Genomic DNA, 16,260 nt, shown 5'->3' with positions numbered 1-16,260 from the left:
GCCCCAGGCAACCTGTTCTTGCAGCGGCAGACGGTCGCGACGTCAGCCGCGCATGCGCGTGACCTTGTGCGGCACGCCCGCGCGGTCGTACGTCGTCCAGTCGCCGACCTGCACGCCGTGGTCGAACGTCCCCGAGCGCATGAGCGTGCCGTCGAGGCGGAACCACTCCCAGTACCCGTGCGGGATCTCGCCGTCCATCGGCCCGCGTCCGCGCACGCTGCCGTCGCGGTGCCGCTCGACGTGCTCGTGCAGGCCGGCGTGGTCCGGGTCGTCCGGGCGCGGCTCGGTGCCGTGGCCGCCGTGGCCGCTGGGCTCGGGAGACGCACGGCCGGGCGAGCGTCCGGGAGGTGTGCTGCCCGTGGGTCCGGTGTTCACGCCCCCATGGTCGCCGACGGGTGTGACGCAGCGCGCGGTGAAAACGCCGTGACGCGCCGTCCGGCACGGGCGTAGGCTCGGACCATCATGTGGAACTGACCTGCCCCGGCCCCCGAACGCCGCGCCGCGACCCCGTCGCCGCGCCCACACCCGGCAGGTGACCTCTTTTGTCAGTCCACCCCCTCGCATCCTCCGCACCGCACGACGGCGCACCCACCCTCGCGGTGCACGACCTCGCGAAGTCCTACGACGGCCGCAGCGTGCTGCGCGGCGTCGACCTCACGGTCGACCCCGGCCACCGTGCCGGCCTCGTCGGCGAGAACGGCGTCGGCAAGTCGACGCTCCTGCGGCTCGTCGCAGGCCTCGAGGACGCGGACGGCGGGGACGTCGTCCGCCCCCCGGACCTCGGCTACCTGCACCAGGAGCTCCCGTACGCGGCGACGACGACGGTCGGCGACCTCGTCGAGGACGCGCTCGCGCACGTGCGCGCCCTCGAGGCGGACCTCGAGCGGGCCGGTGCGGCGCTCACCGGCGACGGACCCGACGGTGCCGGTCAGGACGCGGCCGACGCGTTCGACCTCGCCCTCGCGCGCGCCGAGCAGGCCGACGTGTGGTCGGCCGACGTCCGCGCGGCCCGCACGCTCGCCGGGCTCGGACTCGACGGTGTCGACCGCGAGCGCCCCGTCGCCCGGATGTCCGGGGGTCAGCGCACGCGCCTCGGGCTCGCCGCACTGCTGATCCGGCAGCCGGGCGCGCTGCTGCTCGACGAGCCGACCAACCACCTCGACGACGACGCCGCCGAGTTCCTCGCCACGGCGCTGCGGGCGCTGCCCGGGGCCGTGCTGCTCGCGAGCCACGACCGGGTGTTCCTCGACGAGGTGTGCACCGAGATCGTGGATCTCGACCCGACCCAGGCGGCGACGTCCGCGGGGCGCACCGGCCTCACGGTGTACGGCGGCGGGTACAGCGACTTCCTCGACGCCAAGCGTGTCGAGCGCGAGCGCTGGGAGCAGCGGTTCGCCGCCGAGCAGGAGGAGCTCGCGGGGCTGCGCCGGTCGGTCGCGACCACGGCGCGCGAGCTCGGCTACGGCCGCCGCCGCGACAACGACACCATGGCGTACGGGGTCAAGGGCAACGACGTGCAGCAGCAGATCTCGCGGCGCGTGCGCAACGCGCGGCTGCGCCTGGACACGCTCGAGGCCGAGCAGGTGCGCAAGCCCCCGGCGCCGCTGCGGTTCGCCCCGCCCGCGTCGCGCGGCGCGACGTCGCGTGGTGCGTCATCGACCGGGGGATCGGTCGTGGCCTGGGCCAGGGACGTCGTCGTGCGGGCGGACGCCGGTCGCGCCGTCCGCCTCGACATGCGGGCCTCGGGCGTGGCGTCGCTCGACGTCGCGGCGGGCGCCCGTCTGCTCGTGACCGGGGCGAACGGGGCGGGCAAGTCCACGCTGCTGCACGTGCTCGCGGGCGACCTGGCGCCCGACGAGGGGGTCGCGGCGACGGCGCGTGGCGTGCACGTCGGTCTGCTCGAGCAGGACCCGCGGCTCGGCGACGAGTCCCGCACCCCGCGCACGCTGCTCGCGCTCGTCGCGGGTGTCGACCCGCTCGACGTCGCCGACGCACGGGTCGACGCGCACGGGCTCGTCGCGCCGCGCGACCTCGACCGTCCGGTGGGCGCGCTCAGCGTGGGTCAGCGGCGGCGGGTGCTGCTCGCGATGCTCGTGACCCAGTCGCCCGACGTCCTGCTCCTCGACGAGCCGACGAACCACATCTCGCTGGCGCTCGCCGACGAGCTCATGGCCGCGATCGAGGGGTGGCCGGGCGCCGTCGTCGTCGCGTCGCACGACCGCTGGCTGCGGCGGCGGTGGACGGGATCGGTCGTGCGCCTGGGGTAGGGGCGGCCGCAGCGCGCGCCGTCGCGCGCAGGGCGTCGCTGTGCGGCATGCTGCCTGCGGGACGCCGAGCGTGCTCGCGCCCCGCACGCGCCCCGGGACCGGGCCGTGAGCTGCGCGATCGAAGGAGCACCCATGGGATCCGCTGTCGGGGCGTCGTTGCCCATCGCGGTCGGCGTCATGATCAGCCCGCTGCCTGTGGTCGCGGTCGTGCTCATGCTCGTCACACCGCGTGCCAAGCCCAACAGCTTCGCGTTCCTGACCGGCTGGTTCGTCGGCGTCGCGCTCGTCGGCAGCATCGTGCTGCTGCTGTCCGGCGCAGCGGTGCCCGACGACGAGGGGACTCCCACCTGGGCCGCGGTCGTCAAGATCGTGCTCGGCGCCCTGCTGCTGGTCGTCGCCGTCGGGCAGTTCCGCAAGCGTCCGCGTGAGGGAGTCGCGCCCGAGACACCCCGGTGGATGGCGACCATCGACACGTTCACGCCCGTGAAGGCCGCGGGTCTCGCGGTGCTGCTCAGCGCGGTGAACCCGAAGAACCTCCTGCTCGTCGTCTCGGGAGCCGCGGCGATCGCGACGGCGGCCCCCGGCGACACGGGTGCGCAGTTCGGGGCCCTCGCGGTGTTCGCGGTCGTCGCGAGCGTCGGGGTCGCGCTGCCCCTCGTCATCTACTTCGCGCTGGGCGACCGCGCGGGCAAGGTCCTCGACGAGCTCAAGGACTGGATGGTCCAGAACAACGCCGTGATCATGTCGATCCTGCTGCTCGTGATCGGCGCGAAGATGATCGGGGACGGCATCGGCGCGCTGTAGCCGACCGCGCCGCGGCACGGGGGCGGTGCCTCACGCGCAGTCGATGCACCGGCGTGCGGTGGGCCGCGCCTCGAGGCGGCCCGGCGCAATCGGGCGCCCGCACGACTCGCAGGTGCCGTACGTCCCGGCGTCGAGGCGCGCGAGGGCGGCGTCCGCCTCGTCGATCTCCGCGGTGGCCTGTGTCGCGAGCGCCTCGGCCTGGGCGCGCTCGAACGCGATCGTGGCGCCCTCCGGGTCGTGCTCGTCGTCGGCGTTGGACCCGCGCGACGCCTCGACCAGGCCGCGGACGTCGCCCCGCAGGCCCGCGAGCCGGCGCAGGGTCGCGTCGCGGCGGGCCAGGAGACGGTCCCGGATGGGGTCGGAGGTCACGCTCCGACGCTACCCGGGCTGCGGCGTCCGACACCCTGGCCCGGGAGCGCCACGGGGCCGGGGCGCAGGTCACGGCTCGACGCGACCCCCGCGGGCTCAGGCGGCGAGGGCCAGGTGCACGTGCCACGACTCGTGCTCGACGTGCAGGCCGCGGTGCCGCACGAGGTAGCGCAGGCCGATCACGACCGCCCCGAGCGCCGCGAGGGCGCCGACGGTGAGGCCGGCGCGGGGGTCCACGGCGTCCGCGACCCACCCGAGCAGCAGGGCGCCGACCGGGGCTCCGCCGCGCGCGACCGCGAGGTAGATCGCCATGACGCGTCCGCGCAGGTGCGGGGCGGTCGAGAGCTGCACGAGCGTGTTCGAGGTCGCCGAGAACGTCTGCGCGGCGACCCCGACGAGCACGAGCACGACCGCGAACAGCCAGTACCCGGGCGCTGCGGCCGCGAGCCCCAGGCCGACCGCGAACACGGCCGCGCCGGCGAGCAGCGCCGCCATGCCGGGGCGCGAGCGGCGCGCGGCGAGCAGGGCGCCCGCGACGGACCCGACCGCCATGACGGAGGTCAGCATGCCGTAGGCCGCCGAGCCGACGCCGAACTCCGCGACCGACATGGTCGGCACGAAGATCTGGAACTGCAGGCCGAACGTGCCGACGAGCAGCATCATGAGCATCACGGTCGACGTGAGCGGGTCGGAGCGCACGGCGCGGAACCCGTCGAGCAGCGACGCGCGGCCCGTGGCGGTCGGGCGGGGACGTGCGCGCAGGTCGGCCGGGCGCAGGAGCAGCAGCGAGCCGAGCACCGCGACGAACGACAGGCCGTTGAGCAGGAACACCCAGCCCGTGCCGACCGCGGCGATGAGGACGCCCGCGACCGCGGGGCCGACCATGCGCGCGAGGTTGAACGAGGTCGAGTTGAGCGCGACCGCGTTGCCGAGCTCGGTCTCGGGCACGAGCTCGGCGACGAACGTCTGCCGCGCGGGGCCGTCGAACGCGGTCGTGACGCCGAGCAGGAGTGCGAACACGTACACCTGGCCGAGGGTCACCAGCCCGGTCACGGTCAGCACGCCGAGCGCGAGCGCGAGCACGCCCTGCACGGCCTGCGTCGCCATGAGGAGGCGGCGGCGGTCCAGGTGGTCCGACGCCCAGCCCGTCAGGGGCAGGAGCAGCACGATCGGGGTGAACTGCAGCGCGGTGACGACGCCGAGCGCGGTCGCGCTGCTGTGCGTGAGCACGGTCAGCACGAGCCAGTCCTGCGCGGTGCGCTGCATCCAGGTGCCGACGTTCGAGACCGCGGCGCCCGCGGCCCAGACGCGGTAGGCGCGGACCTTCAGCGAGCGGAACGTTCCGCCCGACGCTCCTCGCGTCGGGCGGCCGGTCTCACGCGTGGGTCGCCAGGAGGTCGAGGATCTCCTGGGTCGTGCCGGACTCGCCGATGCGGCGGAAGATGCCCGCGAGCGCGGCCTCGTGCGCCTCGGGCGTGAGGTCGGCCATCGCGTCGGTCGCGAGCACCACGTGGTAGCCGAGCTCGTAGGCCGCGCGGGCGGTCGACTCGACGCCGATGCTCGTCGCGATGCCCGTCACGACGACCTGCGAGACCGCCTGCTGCTGCAGGTACGCGTCGAGGTCGGTGCGCGTGAACGCCCCCCACGACTTCTTGGTCACGGTCTTGTCGCCCGCCTGCCGGTCGAGCTCGGGAACGAGGTCGGACCAGTCGGCGGGACGCTCGGCGCGCGGGCGCGGCGGCGCGTCCGTCCGTCCGGGGGCCGACCCCGCGACGTTGACGAGGACGACGGGCAGCCCCTTGGCACGGAACGCGGCCGCGAGTCGGGCCGAGCGGTCGACGACGTCGCGCACGGGCTGGGCGGGGTCGGGGCCGACGATCCCGCGCTGGAGGTCGACGACGACGAGGGCGGGGCGGGCGTCGAGGGTGGTGACGGCCATGGTGCTCCTTGCGGGTGGTCCGGGGTGGTCCGGGGTGGTCCGGGGTGGTTCCGGGGGGATGGTCCGGGGGCTGACGAGGTCGGGCGGGCTCAGGACTCGACGAGGCGGCGCAGGAGCGCGACCGCGTTCGCGAGGGTCTGCTGCTCGCCGGTGTCGAGCTCGGTCGCGATCGTGCGGTGCAGCCAGTCCTGGCGGGCCGCGCGGTGCGCCGCGAGGCGCTCGCGGGCCTGCGGCGTCAGATCGAGCAGCGTGCGACGGCGGTCGCACGGGTCGGGCGTGCCGGTCACGAGGCCGGCCTGCTCGAGCGCCGCGACGATCGCGCCCATCGACTGCGGGCGCATGCGCTCGGCGCGCGCGAGGTCGGTCACGGTCGCCGGGCCGAGTCGGCCGAGGTGGCCGAGCGCGGCGGTCTGCGAGGGCGTGAGGTCGTGCTCGCCCGACTCCTCGCGCAGGCGGCGGCGCAGGCGTCCGACGATGCTGCGGAGGTCGGCCGCGACGTCCGACGTGTCCGGCACCGCGGTCGGGGAAATTGGTTCGCTCACGCAACTATTGTGCCACGCGAGAAGGGAAACTGCCAAGTCTTCCTTTGCATTCTTCGACCCTGAGCGGTTGGACGCGACCTTGCATGCAAGACGTCGGACGGCGTACGGTCGCGCCGTGAGCACCCCCGCGGACGACCGGACACCTGCCGCCGAGCGCGCCTACGCGATCGTCAAGCAGCAGATCCTCACCGGGCGGCTGCCCGGCGGGGCGCTCCTGAGCGAGGCGCAGGTGGGCGCAGAGATCGGCGTGAGCCGCACGCCCGTGCACGAGGCGTTCCTGCGCCTCGCGGCCGAGCGGCTGCTCACGCTCGAGACCCGCCGCGGCGCCGTCGTCGTGCCCCTGGCGGCCGACGAGACGCGCGACGTGCTCGAGGCGCGCGAGGCCATCGAGGCGAGCGCGGCCCGGCGCGTGTGCGACGACGCCCGCGCCGCCCAGGTCGCCGCGACCCTCGCGCCGAGCGTCGCGACCATGCGCGAGCACGTCGCGACGGGCGACGTCGAGGCGTTCGTCGCGGCCGACGACGCGTTCCACGCGGCGGTCGTGCACGCCGCGGGCAACGCCCTGCTGAGCAGCTTCTACGCGCTGCTCGGCGACCGGCAGAGCCGGCTGCGGCACCAGCTCCTGCGCGTGCGCGCCTACCAGCTCGCGGGGGCCGCCGACGACCACGCCGCGCTCGCCGACGCGCTCGCGCACGGCGACCCCGAGCGGTACGCACGGGTGCTGCACGAGCACGTCGCCCGGTACCGGGGCGCGCTGTGAGCGCGACCGCGGTGACGTCGTCCGACCGGAGGGCGCACCGCGGACGACCCTGGGTCGTGGTGTTCGCCCTCGTGTTCGTGTGCTCGTACGCGGGCAACCAGTTCACGCCGCTGCTGCTGCTCTTCAAGGACGTGCAGCACTACTCGACGACGGTCGTCAACGAGTTCCTCGGGGTCTACGTGTTCGGGCTCGCGCCCGCCCTGCTGCTCGCAGGGGCGCTCTCGGACCGCTACGGCCGCCGGCCGCTCATGCTCGTCGCGACGCTCAGCGCGGTGCTCGCGAGCGGGTTCCTCGCGTTCAGCGCGCACGGCGTCGCGCTGATCCTCCTCGGGCGCTGGTTCGCGGGCGTGACCGTGGGCGTCGCGATGGCCGTGGGGACCGCCTGGATCAAGGAGCTCTCCGAAGGACCCTACGACCCGGGCGCCGACCTGCAGGCCGGCGCCCGGCGGGCGTCGCTCGCGTTCACGCTCGGCTCGGCGCTCGGGGCGCTCGTCGCCGGGGCCATCGCGCAGCTCACCGACCTGGGCGAGTGGCTGCCCTTCGTGATCCACGCGCTGCTCGCGCTGCCGTTCGTGTGGCTCGTGACCCGGGTGCCCGAGACCGCGACCACGGGCGGCGTCGCCGGCCCGCTGCGCCGGCAGCTGCGCATCCCCGCCGCCGGGCACCGGCGGTTCGTGCGCGTCGTGGTGCCGGCCGCCCCGTGGCTGTTCTGCGGCGCGGCCGTCGCCTACGGCTACCTGCCCGTCCTCCTCGGCGACGCCGCGGGGGAGTGGGGGCTCGGGTACGCGACGCTGCTGACCGTCACGACGCTCGTCGTCGCGGCGCTCGTGCAGCCGCTCGCCAAGCGCGTCGACACCCCGTCGAGCGCGCGCGGCCTCGTCGTGTGCCTCGCGGCCATGGCGGTCGGGCTGGGCGCGGTCGTGGCGGCCGTGGTCGCCGACTCGCTCGTCGTCGGTCTCGTCGCGGCGGCCATGGTCGGCGTCGCGTTCGGCATCGGGATCGTCTCGAGCCTGCTCGAGGTCCAGCGGATCGCCGGCCCGGCCGACCTCGCGGGCCTCACCGGCGTGTTCTACGCCGTCGCGTACGCGGGATTCCTCGCGCCCGCGGTGCTCTCCGCGCTCAGCGGGTGGGTCGCCGTGCCCGTGCTGCTCGGGGCGCTCGTGGTGCTCGCCGCGCTCACGGCCGTCGCGGTGCTCGCGGCGTACCGGCGGCACCTGCCCGCGCGGTGACCGGCCGGCCGTGAGGCCTCAGTCGTGCAGGATCCGTTGGAACAGCACGTGGTCCTGCCACCGCCCGGCGATCTTGAGGTACCGGGGCGCGAGGCCGATCTGCTCGAAGCCGTTCGTCGCGAGCACGCGCTGCGACCCGGCGTTGTGCACGAGCGTCGCCGCCTGCACCCGGTGCAGGCCGAGGTCGTCGCGCGCGACCCGCAGCGCGACGCCCACGGCCGCCGTCATGATCCCGCGGCCCTGCCGTTCGCCGTCGACCCAGTACCCGAGGTGGGCGTTGCAGAACGCGCCCCGGACGACGTCCACGAGGTCGACCCGACCGACCACCGCGTCGTCCGCGGCCAGCACGAGCGGGACGGCGGTGCCGGCGTCGTGCGCGGCGAGCGCCGTCCGCAGCCGTTCCGCCTGACCCTCGGGCGTGAAGAACTCGGCCGGGCGCTCGGGCTCCCACGGGGCGAGGTGCGTGCGGTTGCGGACCAGGGCCGCGGCGAGCGCCGTGGCGTCGTCGGGCGCGGCGAGGCGCAGGACGACGCCGTCGGTCAGCCGGGCGGGGAGCACCGGGTCAGCCTAGGCGCCCTGCGGGCGGGCCGACGACGGCGCGTCGTCGGCCCGCCCGGACTCAGCGGCGTCGCAGGCGCAGCAGCACCGCACCGGCTCCGACGAGCAGGAGCGCGGCCACGAACGGCACGAGCGGCGTGCTGCCCGTCCAGGGCAGGCGGTCGACGGTCGCGCCGAGCACCTCGGTCGACGGCGTCGGCGTGGGCGTCGGGGACGGCGTCACGCTGGGCGTGGGCGTGGGCGTGGGCGTGGGCGTCGGGGTCGGCGTCGGCGTGGGGGTCGGCGTGACCGGGGTCGCGGTGTTCGTCAGCGCGACGTCGACGACGTCGTCCGCGTCGAGCGTGAACGTCACGGCGCCGTCGGCGTCGGGGGTCGCGCTCGTGCCGTCGACGGTCCACGTCGGGTCGCCCCAGGTGACGTCGTCGATCGCGGGGAACGAGGGCTCCGAGATCGTGACCTCGGCGCCGTCGGTGAGCCCGTCGACCTCGGTCGGCTCGCCCACGGTCACGGTGAGCTCGCCCTGGTCGGTGCCGTCGACCGCGTAGTCGACCGTGAACTCGGTGCCGGCGGGCACGGACGACGCGGCGTCGCCCGCGAGCGACTTGGTCACGCTGAACCCTGCGGTCGGGGTGACCGTGCCGCACGGGATCTGCGCCGTGAAGAGGTACGAGTGGATCTCGCCGCCGGTCACGACGAGGTTGTCCGCGACGACCTGACCGTTGAGCGGGGCGGCGTTCAGCGTGAGGTCGGCGTTCGGGGCGTAGATCGACCCCTCGACCTCGGTGCCCGAGCCGTCGACCGTCACCGGGCCGTCGATCGCGGAGAGGTCCCACATGATGTCGTCCGCGTCGTCGGTCGGGTCGTCGAAGACCTTGCCGGTGATCGAGGTGGTCCCGGCCGGGACCTGGACGATCAGCGGGGTGTCGTCGGAGGGCTGGACGTCGCCGGCGATCTGGATCTCGTGGGCGCCCGCGATGTCGGCGTAGTCGACGACGTTGGGTCGGCCGTCCTCGAGCGGCTCGAGCACGACGCGGTCGCCGACGTCCTCCTGGACGCCCACCTGGTGCGCGGTGCCGCTCGGGACGAGGTCGGCGAGGCACTGGTCCGCCGCGCCCTGGTCGTAGCCCTGCTCGACGTACCCGGCGACGCTGTCGAGGTCGGTCGCGATCGTGTCGGCACCCTCGGGCCAGGGCTGGTTCTCGGCGTCGACCAGCGGGCCCTGCTCGGTCGAGCCGGCGGTCGTGTACCGGACCCAGCCGGCGCGCTCGTAGCCGTCGAACGCGGGGTCGCCGTCCACGATCTTGAGGTAGCCCGCGAGCTCGTCCTCCCGGCCGGCGGGGACGCCGGTGTCGGTGACCTGGACCGCTCCCGAGTCCTGCGTGAACGTCCCGGCCAGCACCCGCGTCGGGTCGCCGTCGACCGTCGGGATGGTGTAGTCGGCCGTGCCCGCCATGGCGTGCATGACCTGGTACGCGCCGCCGTCCTCGGGTGCGATCGTCAGGTCGCCGCCGACGGCGATGGTGCCCTCGAGCTCCTGGTTGAGCAGGTCGGCGTCGGTCCGGGCGTACACGGTGTAGCCGCCGGCGAGGTCGAACGGGTTGACGGCGGACGTCGCCGGGCCGGCGTCGTCGGCGGCCCAGGCGGCCGACGGGGCGGCGAGGGCCGCGAGCGTGAGCGCGGTGGCGGGGAGGAACGCGGCGGCGCGGGCCGTGCGCGAACGGGTGTGCAACATGCAGAGCCTCGGATCAGGTAGTGAGACTTTCAACTTACCGACCTTGTGGTAAGGAAAGTGCGTGCACGGCCGGGTGAACCCGTGCATCGTGACTCGACTCACACGTCGCCGCGGTGCTCAGCTCGTGGGGATGTCCTCGGTCGTGAGGACCTCGCGCGTCACCGCGTCGAGCACCACGATCGACCCCGACGCCCACGACGGGTCCGTCGCCGTCGCGTTGCCCGGCAGGTCGGTCCAGGCGTCGAGCGCGTCGCACCCGGCGCGGTCGATCCCGCCGAGCACCGTGCCGTCGTCGGTGAGCACCTGCACGGTCGCGGGGTGCGCCGCGACCTGGGACGGCCACTGCTCGGCCGGGAGCGGGGCGCCGTCGTCCCCGGTCGGCACCGCCGAGAACCAGCCCGCGACAGGACCCGGGCCCGCGTCGAGCACCTGCGGGTCCCCGCACGTCGTCACGACCACGCCACCGCCGAGGGGCTCGTCGGCGGCAGGGTCGACCGTGACCGTGGCGACCGGTGTCAGCGCGGGGTCGAACGAGTTCCAGTACGCGGTCGTCGCGACGGCCACGACCGCCACGAGCGCCGTCCCGACGCCCGCGACCAGCGCGACCCGCCGTGCGCGCGAGGTCTCGGGACGGTCGGACGCCGGATCCCCCGAGGCGTCGTCCGCGCCCGGGGCGTCGTCGTGCGCCTCGTCGAGCACGGTCATCAGGTCGGTGTCGCGGTCCATCACGAGTCCTTCGGAACAGGTCCCGTGCCCTCCTGGACCACACCGCGTGGACGCGCCGGAACCAGCACAGACTGCCACACCCGTCGGGGCGCTCGGCACGCCGCCGGCTCCGTGCGCGTCCGGCGGGCGGGACGCCGTTCGTGTCGAGCACAGGGATCGCTACGCTCGCCCCGCACCACACGACGAGGCGGCCGGACGGGCCGCCGCGCGGGTGCCGGACGACGAGGGCGGCGAGCGTGGCACGCAGGGGCGGCAGCACGAGATGGGCGAGCACGATCCGACGAGGGATCGCCGGGCTGCTCGGGGCGGGCGTGCTCGCGACGTCCCTCGTCGTCGCCCCGGCGGCCCAGGCCGCCGACGGCGTCGGTGAGACGTCGACCAGCCGGTTCGTCGTCTCTGCCGACGGCTCGCCCGTGCGTGCGACCGTCACGACGACCATCCGCAACACCACGCCCGACCAGGGCAACCGGTACTTCTTCTGGACGAGCTGGGGGATCCCCGTCCCCGCGAACGCGAAGAACGTGCGCGCGACCAGCGGCGGGTCGGCGCTGACCGTGACGACCGAGGGCTCCGAGGACCCGGCGACGGCCTACGCGACCGCGACGTTCTCGGCGCTGCGGTACGGCAAGAGCCGCACGATCGAATGGACGTACGACATCCCCGGGGCCAAGCCCCGCTCCGACGACTTCACGCGCGTCGGGCCCGGGTACGCGACCTTCGCCGCGCAGGGCACGGGTGACCCAGGGAACACCCGCGTCGAGGTGGTCGTGCCGTCCGGGATGACCTTCGACACCAGCGACGGAGAGTTCTCGAAGAAGTCCTCGGGCGGGCGGACGACGTACACCGCGACCGACCAGACGTTCGACGGCGGGATCTGGGCCGCCGTCGCGGCGAGCGACCCGGCGGGCGCGCAGGTCGGCAAGGTCACCGTCGGCGACACGACGATGTCGATCCTCAGCTATGCGGGCGACAAGGCGTGGCGGGACTTCGTGACCGACGGGGTCACGGAGGGCCTGCCCGCGCTCGAGGAGGCCGTGGGCCTGCCCTGGCCCGGCGGTGCCAAGCGGATCCGGGAGGACTCGACGCCGCTCGTGCTCGGGTACGGCGGCTGGTTCGACTCCGACGAGCAGGAGATCGTGATGTCGGAGGAGCTCGACGACCTCCTCCTCTTCCACGAGCTCAGCCATGCCTGGCTCAACGAGACGGCGCTCACCGACCGCTGGATCTCCGAGGGGCTCGCCGAGACGGTCGCGATGCGCGTCGTCGACGCGCAGGGCGGCAAGGCCGAGACCTGGCCCGCGCCGTCGCGCACGAGCGCCGACGCGATCCCGCTCTCGGAGTGGTCGTCCCTGCACCTCGGCACCCAGGACGCGGACACCGAGGCCTACGGCTACGCCGCGGCGCACACCGCGGTCGACGCGCTCGTGGGCGACCTCGACGACGAGGCGTTCGCGCAGGTCGTGTCCGCCGCCGTCGAGGGGGAGAGCGCGTACGACGCCGGCGAGAGCATCGCCAACAAGGGCGTGACCGACGAGCGTCGGTTCCTCGACCTCGTCGAGGCCGGCACGGGCACCACGGAGGCCGACGAGGTGTACCGCACGTGGGTCGTCGGACGCGGCGACACCACGCAGCTCGACGCCCGGGCCGAGGCACGCGAGGAGTACGCGGTGCTCGACGAGACCGACGGCGCCTGGCTTCCGCCGGTCGGGCTGCGCGCCGCCATGACGTCGTGGAAGTTCGACGTCGCGGGCGAGGCCTTCGCGGACCTCGACGGCGCGGCCGCGGCGGCACAGGACGTGCAGGCCGCCGCAGCGGCCACCGGCACGCCCGTGCCCGCCGCGATCCGCGACGACTACGAGCGCGCCGACTCCGCGGCCGGATACCGGCGGCTCGGCAGCACGTTGCCCGAGGCCGCGGAGGCCATCACCCTCGTGGGGACGGTCTCCGCGACCGTCGCGGCGAGCAGCGACCCGCTGACCGAGCTCGGCGAGATGACGCTCTCGCTCGACGCGACCACCGAGCATGCCCGCGAGCTGCTCGCCGACGGCGACGTGTCGGGGGCTGCCACGACGGCGCAGGGCGCGACCGACCGCGCGGCGCTCGCCCTGTGGGTCGGGCTGGGGGTCGTGTTCGTGATGCTCGCGCTCCTCGTGGGGATCGTGCTGCTGGTGGTCGTGCTCGTCCGGCGCGGCCGCCGACGCCGCGCCGCGGGGCCCGGTGCGCCCGGTGGGTACGGCGCGCCCGGCGGGCACGGCACGCCCGGTGCGTACGGCCCGCACGGGGCGTACGGAGCACCGGGCCCGATCGCGAGTCCCGGCCCCGGCGGCGCGCCCGGGCCCTACGGGACGATCGTCCCCAGTGCCGGGCCCGTGCCCGCGCCGGCACCGGCGCCGGCACCCGGACCAGCGCCGGTGCCCGCCCCTGCCGTCGCGCCCGTCGCGGCACCGGCGCCGACCCCGGCGCCCCCACCGCCTCCGCCCGCGCGCATCGACGTCTGACGCCGCACGAGCAGCTCGGCGACGATCAGGTTCGGCACCCAGCACAGGAAGGGCACGATCACGTACGCGCGGTCGAACGCGACGGCCGGGTCGAACGACTCGCCCTCGACGAGGGCCTGGGCGGCGATCAGGACGCCGGTCCACAGGCGCAGCGTCACCGCGGCGAACGTGAGCGCGAACGCGCGCGTCATCCACCGACGGTGCGCGGCGACGTCGTGCACCATCGCGGCCTGGACCCCGCGCCACGTCGTCCACAGCCAGAGCGCGCCGAGGCCGCCGAAGCCGAGCGTGCCCACGAGCCCTGCCTGGTTGAACGGTGCGATCACGAGGCTCGCGGTCCCGGCCACGGCGATCGCGCCGGCCACGACCCGACCCATGACGCGGTGCACGTGCGGGCGTCGGCGGCGCAGGCGCGGCCACAGCTGGACCGGGCTCAGCACGAGAGCGAGACCGCCCGCGACGACGTGCGCGTAGAACGCGACCCGCACGAGGGCGGGCGCGTCGACGTACCCGCGGGCCACGCCCGCGTCGTCCGCGGCGAGGTCGGCGAGCGACGTCGTCAGGTACGGCGTGACCGCGACGGCGGCGATGGCGAGGCCCACGAGCGTCGCGGTGACGGGCCAGGCCCGGCGGTCCTTCTTCGGTGTCCCCATGCGCCCATTGACCCAGCCGGGGCGGACGCCGGGCATCGGGGACGACCCTGGTCGTGACCCCGGTCCGTACCCCGGCCGCGCTCGGGGTCAGCCCACGATCCCGCTCTCGTAGGCGGCGATGACGAGCTGCACCCGGTCACGGCAGCCGAGCTTGCGCAGCACCTCGGACACGTGGGACTTGACCGTCTGCTCGCCGATGAACAGCGCGGCGCCGACCTCGGCGTTGGACAGACCGCGCGCGACCGCGAGCAGCACCTCGGTCTCGCGCGGCGTGAGCGCGTCGAGGCCGGGGGCCCGGGTGCGCGGCGCGCGGGCCGCGAAGTCGCCCACGAGGCGTCGCGTGACGCTCGGGCCGAGCAGCATCGAGCCGTCGGCGACCATCCGCACGCCCTCGACGAGCCGCTCGGCCGTGGTGTCCTTGAGCAGGAACCCGCTCGCGCCGGCCCGCAGCGCGTCGTACACGTACTCGTCGAGGTCGAACGTCGTGAGGATCAGCACGCGCGTGCCGGGGTGCTCGGCGCAGATGCGCGCGGTCGCGCTGATCCCGTCGAGGCGGGGCATGCGGACGTCGACCACCGCGACGTCGGGCGAGGTGCGCTCGACCGCGGCGATCAGCTCGACCCCGTCCGTCGCGGTCGCGACGACCTCGAGGTCGTCGGCCGAGTCGAGGATCGCCGCGAACCCGTGCAGGACGACCGGCTGGTCGTCGGCGACCACGACGCGGGTCATGCGTCGGACGTCCGTCCGGTCGCGTCCTGCCCCGGGTCGGTGTCGGTCGCGGACGACGCGACGCTGCCCGCGCCGTCCGCCGGCGGGCAGGGGAGCGCGACCCGCACGACGAAGCACCCGTCGAGCGTGCTGGCCTCGACCGTGCCGCCGAGCGCCTCGACCCGCTCGCGCATGCCGAGCAGCCCGCGTCCGGGCGTCGGTTCGCCCGTCGTGCGCGACGCGTTGACGACCTCGAGGCCGACGTGGTCGTCGTCGCGCGAGAGCCGCACGTGCGCGACCGCCCCGGGGGCGTGCCGGCGCGCGTTGGTCAGGGCCTCCTGCGCCGCGCGGTAGAGCACGTAGCCCTGCGCGCTCGGGACGTCGTCGCACGCGCCCTCGAGCTCGACCTGCTGCCCGGCCGAGCGCGCCTGGTCGACGAGCGCCACGATCTCGCACGCACCGGGCTGCGGGGCGCGCGCGCCGTCCTTCTCCGTCCGTTGCAGCACCGCCAGCACCTGGCGCAGCTCGTCGAGGGCGCTGCGCGCGTCGGTGGCGATGAGTGCGAGGACGGCCCGTGCGTCCTCGTCGAGGTCGGGGTGGACGAACGGCGCGGACTCGGCGCGCACGGCCACGAGCGACACGTGGTGCGCGACGACGTCGTGCAGGTCGTGCGCCAGGCGCGCGCGCTCGGTGGCGAGCGACTCCACCTCGAACGCCCGACGTGCGGTCGCGGTCGCCTCGGCCGTGCGCCGGCGCGATCGGGCCCCTGCGCCGATCGCGGCCGACGTCGTCACGACCGCGACGACCGCGATCAGGTAGAACGACGTGGTCTTCACTGCATAGTCGAACGTGCCGTCGGACGCGCTGACCATGCCGATGGGGGTGCTCGCCTCGACCCCGCTGAACGCGTACGCGACGGTCACGGCGACCGTCGCCGCGAGCGGGACGAGAGCGCGCCGCACGCCCTCGAGCGACGCGAGGACCGTGACCATGAGCAGGCCGAGCCACCATCCCCACACGAAGGTGCCGACGAGCGGGATCATGACGAACGGCCACGACGCGAGGAGGGCCGCGACGAGCGGCCGTCGACGCGCGAGGAGCACCGCGACGACCGAGCTCAGCGAGCCGAACCACGACAACGGCGCGACCCACGAGTCGAACCTCCAGGGACTGTGCGACGCGAAGTCCCCCAGCCAGCCCCCGACCCCCGACATCGTGAAGACTGTCCCGGTGTAGTCCGTGACCTCGATCTGCGGCAGGCCGACCGGGGTGATCGCGAGGAGGACGAGCAGCGCGAACGCGAAGATCACCGAGACCGCCCAGCGAGGGCCGATCAGGGCGAGCACCCAGGCGGGCGTCGCGAGCGAGGTGCGGGTGTCCGGGGCGGGCGGAGCCGTGGGGGCTATGGTCGTGGTCACGGGACGATCCTCCCGCAGCGGCCGTGTCGCGCGGCACCGTCGTCCGGGTGGACGCAG

15 protein-coding genes are annotated in these 16,260 nt (G+C 75.0%); 4 read left to right on the top strand and 11 right to left on the bottom strand.

Annotated features, from left to right (window positions below; all coding sequences use genetic code 11):
- Window positions 1-42 precede the first annotated feature (42 nt).
- Complete coding sequence (locus CLV28_RS16065; RefSeq protein WP_100423398.1) at window positions 43-375, bottom strand: toxin-antitoxin system YwqK family antitoxin; 333 nt, start codon at window positions 373-375, stop codon at window positions 43-45.
- Between the two features lie 167 nt (window positions 376-542).
- Here CLV28_RS16065 and CLV28_RS11245 point away from each other — a divergent pair, with 167 nt between their 5' ends.
- Complete coding sequence (locus CLV28_RS11245) at window positions 543-2,267, top strand: ABC-F family ATP-binding cassette domain-containing protein (protein WP_100423397.1); 1,725 nt, start codon at window positions 543-545, stop codon at window positions 2,265-2,267.
- A gap of 132 nt (window positions 2,268-2,399) precedes the next feature.
- A complete protein-coding gene (locus tag CLV28_RS11240; RefSeq protein ID WP_100423396.1) occupies window positions 2,400-3,071 on the top strand; it encodes a GAP family protein in 672 nt (223 codons plus the stop codon).
- Window positions 3,072-3,101: 30 nt separating this feature from the next.
- Here the strand turns inward: CLV28_RS11240 and CLV28_RS11235 are convergent, their stop codons facing one another.
- The 4 genes from CLV28_RS11235 to CLV28_RS11220 form a co-directional block, all read right to left on the bottom strand.
- Window positions 3,102-3,440 (bottom strand): TraR/DksA family transcriptional regulator, encoded by a 339-nt coding sequence (locus CLV28_RS11235; protein ID WP_203968038.1) that lies wholly within the window; start codon window positions 3,438-3,440, stop codon window positions 3,102-3,104.
- A gap of 96 nt (window positions 3,441-3,536) precedes the next feature.
- Window positions 3,537-4,769, bottom strand: coding sequence for an MFS transporter (locus CLV28_RS11230; protein WP_100423395.1), 1,233 nt, complete (start codon window positions 4,767-4,769; stop codon window positions 3,537-3,539).
- 46 nt (window positions 4,770-4,815) lie between these two features.
- Window positions 4,816-5,379, bottom strand: a complete 564-nt coding sequence (locus CLV28_RS11225) for an isochorismatase family protein (protein ID WP_100423394.1) — start codon at window positions 5,377-5,379, stop codon at window positions 4,816-4,818.
- 89 nt (window positions 5,380-5,468) lie between these two features.
- Window positions 5,469-5,921: a MarR family winged helix-turn-helix transcriptional regulator gene (locus CLV28_RS11220; protein ID WP_100423486.1), complete on the bottom strand. Its 453-nt coding sequence runs from the start codon at window positions 5,919-5,921 to the stop codon at window positions 5,469-5,471.
- Window positions 5,922-6,036: 115 nt separating this feature from the next.
- Here CLV28_RS11220 and CLV28_RS11215 point away from each other — a divergent pair, with 115 nt between their 5' ends.
- Window positions 6,037-6,681, top strand: coding sequence for a GntR family transcriptional regulator (locus tag CLV28_RS11215; protein WP_203968036.1), 645 nt, complete (start codon window positions 6,037-6,039; stop codon window positions 6,679-6,681).
- The gene (locus CLV28_RS11210) at window positions 6,678-7,910 is read left to right on the top strand and encodes an MFS transporter (RefSeq protein WP_100423393.1); all 1,233 of its coding nucleotides are present in this window, start codon (window positions 6,678-6,680) and stop codon (window positions 7,908-7,910) included. The genes CLV28_RS11215 and CLV28_RS11210 overlap by 4 nt, the downstream gene beginning before the upstream one ends.
- 18 nt (window positions 7,911-7,928) lie before the next feature.
- Here CLV28_RS11210 and CLV28_RS11205 read toward each other — a convergent pair whose 3' ends face one another.
- The 6 genes from CLV28_RS11205 to CLV28_RS11175 all read right to left on the bottom strand — a co-directional run bounded on the left by CLV28_RS11205 (window position 7,929) and on the right by CLV28_RS11175 (window position 16,203).
- Window positions 7,929-8,468 (bottom strand): GNAT family N-acetyltransferase, encoded by a 540-nt coding sequence (locus tag CLV28_RS11205; protein ID WP_100423392.1) that lies wholly within the window; start codon window positions 8,466-8,468, stop codon window positions 7,929-7,931.
- Between the two features lie 61 nt (window positions 8,469-8,529).
- Window positions 8,530-10,200: a collagen-binding domain-containing protein gene (locus CLV28_RS11200; RefSeq protein WP_170062659.1), complete on the bottom strand. Its 1,671-nt coding sequence runs from the start codon at window positions 10,198-10,200 to the stop codon at window positions 8,530-8,532.
- 117 nt (window positions 10,201-10,317) lie between these two features.
- The gene (locus CLV28_RS11195) at window positions 10,318-10,926 is read right to left on the bottom strand and encodes a hypothetical protein (protein ID WP_100423390.1); all 609 of its coding nucleotides are present in this window, start codon (window positions 10,924-10,926) and stop codon (window positions 10,318-10,320) included.
- Window positions 10,927-13,264: 2,338 nt separating this feature from the next.
- On the bottom strand, window positions 13,265-14,077 hold the full coding sequence (locus CLV28_RS11185; RefSeq protein ID WP_157802616.1) for a DUF2306 domain-containing protein: 813 nt from the start codon (window positions 14,075-14,077) through the stop codon (window positions 13,265-13,267).
- 87 nt (window positions 14,078-14,164) lie between these two features.
- On the bottom strand, window positions 14,165-14,806 hold the full coding sequence (locus CLV28_RS11180; protein ID WP_100423389.1) for a response regulator transcription factor: 642 nt from the start codon (window positions 14,804-14,806) through the stop codon (window positions 14,165-14,167).
- Window positions 14,803-16,203, bottom strand: a complete 1,401-nt coding sequence (locus CLV28_RS11175) for a sensor histidine kinase (protein ID WP_100423388.1) — start codon at window positions 16,201-16,203, stop codon at window positions 14,803-14,805. The genes CLV28_RS11180 and CLV28_RS11175 overlap by 4 nt, the downstream gene beginning before the upstream one ends.
- Between the last annotated feature and the right edge of the window lie 57 nt (window positions 16,204-16,260).

The sequence above is a fragment of the Sediminihabitans luteus genome (genome assembly GCF_002797595.1).
Classification (GTDB): Bacteria; Actinomycetota; Actinomycetes; order Actinomycetales; family Cellulomonadaceae; genus Paraoerskovia; species Paraoerskovia lutea.
The sequence above is the reverse complement of the archived record's forward strand: the minus strand, read 5'-3'. Positions and strand labels throughout refer to the sequence as shown.

Bases quoted from the DNA above. Each gene is read 5' to 3' on its own strand.
- CLV28_RS11240 (WP_100423396.1), top strand. From the start codon at position 2,400: ATGGGATCCGCTGTCGGGGCGTCGTTGCCCATCGCGGTCGGCGTCATG.
- CLV28_RS11180 (WP_100423389.1), bottom strand. From the start codon at position 14,806: ATGACCCGCGTCGTGGTCGCCGACGACCAGCCGGTCGTCCTGCACGGG.
- CLV28_RS11225 (WP_100423394.1), bottom strand. From the start codon at position 5,379: ATGGCCGTCACCACCCTCGACGCCCGCCCCGCCCTCGTCGTCGTCGAC.
- CLV28_RS11185 (WP_157802616.1), bottom strand. From the start codon at position 14,077: ATGGGGACACCGAAGAAGGACCGCCGGGCCTGGCCCGTCACCGCGACG.
- CLV28_RS11200 (WP_170062659.1), bottom strand. From the start codon at position 10,200: ATGTTGCACACCCGTTCGCGCACGGCCCGCGCCGCCGCGTTCCTCCCC.
- CLV28_RS11195 (WP_100423390.1), bottom strand. From the start codon at position 10,926: ATGGACCGCGACACCGACCTGATGACCGTGCTCGACGAGGCGCACGAC.